This window comes from Methylorubrum podarium (assembly GCF_022179745.1).
In the GTDB taxonomy this organism is placed as follows: domain Bacteria; phylum Pseudomonadota; class Alphaproteobacteria; order Rhizobiales; family Beijerinckiaceae; genus Methylobacterium; species Methylobacterium podarium.
The window spans coordinates 1-2,020 of sequence record NZ_BPRD01000402.1; the positions used below are offsets into that span (position 1 = coordinate 1).

The 2,020-nt window shown below is 71.6% G+C and carries 2 protein-coding genes and 1 pseudogene; 2 read left to right on the forward strand and 1 reads right to left on the reverse strand.

Going from position 1 to position 2,020, the window contains the following annotated elements:
• Window positions 1-1,338: SDR family oxidoreductase (locus MFF42_RS19115; RefSeq protein WP_238257162.1), on the forward strand; the 1,338-nt coding region annotated here is incomplete at its 5' end.
• Window positions 1,339-1,544: 206 nt separating this feature from the next.
• On the opposite strand, the pseudogene MFF42_RS19120 reads toward MFF42_RS19115, so the two are convergent.
• Window positions 1,545-1,808 (reverse strand): annotated as a pseudogene (locus MFF42_RS19120) (sigma factor-like helix-turn-helix DNA-binding protein); the annotation flags it as partial.
• 45 nt (window positions 1,809-1,853) lie between these two features.
• Between MFF42_RS19120 and MFF42_RS19125 the strand changes: the two are divergent.
• Window positions 1,854-2,020 (forward strand): sigma factor-like helix-turn-helix DNA-binding protein (locus MFF42_RS19125; protein WP_283206893.1); only part of this gene is annotated, 167 nt, incomplete at its 3' end.

Consider the following 2,020-nt stretch of genomic DNA (forward strand, 5'->3'; position numbering starts at 1 on the left):
GCGCCCTTGATGCCGGCAGGGGGCACCCTCCTGACCATGAGCTATCACGGCGCCACCAAAGTGGTGCCGAACTATCACCTGATGGGGCCCGTAAAGGCAGCGCTGGAGAGCGCGGTCCGCTATCTCGCCTACGAACTCGGGCAGCAGGAGATCCGCGTCCACGCGCTCTCGCCCGGCCCCCTGCCGCCGACGCTGCCGGAACCCGAGCCGCCGCAGAACCCGGACGAGCCGCTGGTCCTGCCGCCCGCCTCGGTCCCGGCCGGGATCGTGTCGGACCCCGGTCCCGCGGAATCCAGGCCGCCGGGCGAGACCGTGCCGTTCATGCCGCCGCCCCGCCGGGTGCGGGTGGACGAGGCCCCGAAACCCGCACCGGAGCCCGCACCGGAGACGGCCGACGGCTTCATCCCGTCGCCGTCCCCCGCCGCCGAGGCGGGCGTCGACACCGCGTCCGCCGAAGCCGCTCCCGAAGCGAACGGGGCCGGCGAGCCGGGCAATGGCCGTCAGCGGCCGCGTATCGACGTCGTGGCGCCGCCCGCGGGCCGTTCGCGCCTGCTGCGCAACCTGTTCGTCGGCGGCGTGCTCGCGACGGTGATCGCGCTGATCGCGGTGGCCGCCTTCTTCCTGCGCGACAAGCCGTCCGACCTTCAGCAGAGCGCGGCCGAGCAGGAGGTGCCGGCCGAGCAGCCGGACGCGAAGTTCTCGGATCGGGTCGGGGGCGAGCGCAACGAGGCCGAGGCCCGGCCCAGGCCGGCCGCTCCGGGCACCGCGCCGGCACAGCCGGAGGTCACCGTCTCGCAGCGGGCGATCCTCTACGAGGAGAACCAGAGCGATCCGCGCGCCCAGCCGATCGCCACCAACGGCCACTCGGTCTGGCGCGTGGAGGCGGTGAACGGCGCGCAGGGCGAGCCGTTGCAGACGGTGCTGCGCGCCAACGTGGAGTTCCCGGATGCGGGGCTGACGCTGGCGATGACCATGCGCAAGAACCTCGACGCGACGCTTCCCGCCTCGCACACGATCGAACTCGCCTTCACCAACACGGGCGAGGCCGGCGCGAAGCGCGCGGTGCAGAATATCGGCCTGCTCCAGCCCAAGGACGAGGAGGCTGCCCGCGGCTCACCGGTCTCCGGGCTTCCGGTGCGGGTCCGCGAAAACCTGTTCCTGATCGGCCTGTCCTCCCTGAAGAGCGACCTGGACCGCAACACCGAGCTGTTGCTGCACAAGAACTGGTTCGATCTGGCGCTGACCTACACGAGCGGCCAGCGGGCGGTCATCAGCTTCGAGAAGGGCGCTGCCGGCACCCAGGCGCTGCAGTCCGCCTTCGCGCAGTGGCGGGAGTGAGACTTTTTCGGTCGACCACCTCGATCAGCCCTTCGTCATTGCGAGGCGAAGCCGTGGCAATCCAGGGCGCGCCTTTTCCGGAGGGGTCGCGCCCTGGATCGCTTCGGCTTCGCCTCGCGATGACGGAGTGAAGCGGCGCCCTCACGAAAAAACCCGGCCCCACGAGGGCCGGGTTTTTTCTTGTCGGATCGGATCAGGCGAGCCGCCTACGAAATCCGGGCCTCGGTCCGCGGCAGCTCGCGGGTCGCGAGGTTGCGCTTGACCGCCTCCTGGACCTTCTCGAAGGCGCGCACCTCGATCTGGCGGACGCGCTCGCGCGAGACACCGAACTCGCCGGAGAGATCCTCCAGGGTGATCGGGTCGTCGGCCAGCCGCCGCGCCTCGAAGATGCGCCGCTCGCGCGGGTTCAGCACGCCGAGGGCGTCGCGCAGGGCCGAGAGGCGGTTGCGCCCCTCTTCCTCGCGGGCGAGGAAGAGGGGCGCAACCGCCTCTCGGCCCTGCGCGACGCCCTCGGCGTGCTGAACCCGCGCGAGCGGCGCATCTTCGAGGCGCGGCGGCTGGCCGACGGCCCGATCACCCTGGAGGATCTCTCCGGCGAGTTCGGTGTCTCGCGCGAGCGCGTCCGCCAGATCGAGGTGCGCGCCTTCGAGAAGGTCCAGGAGGCGGTCAAGCGCAACCTCGC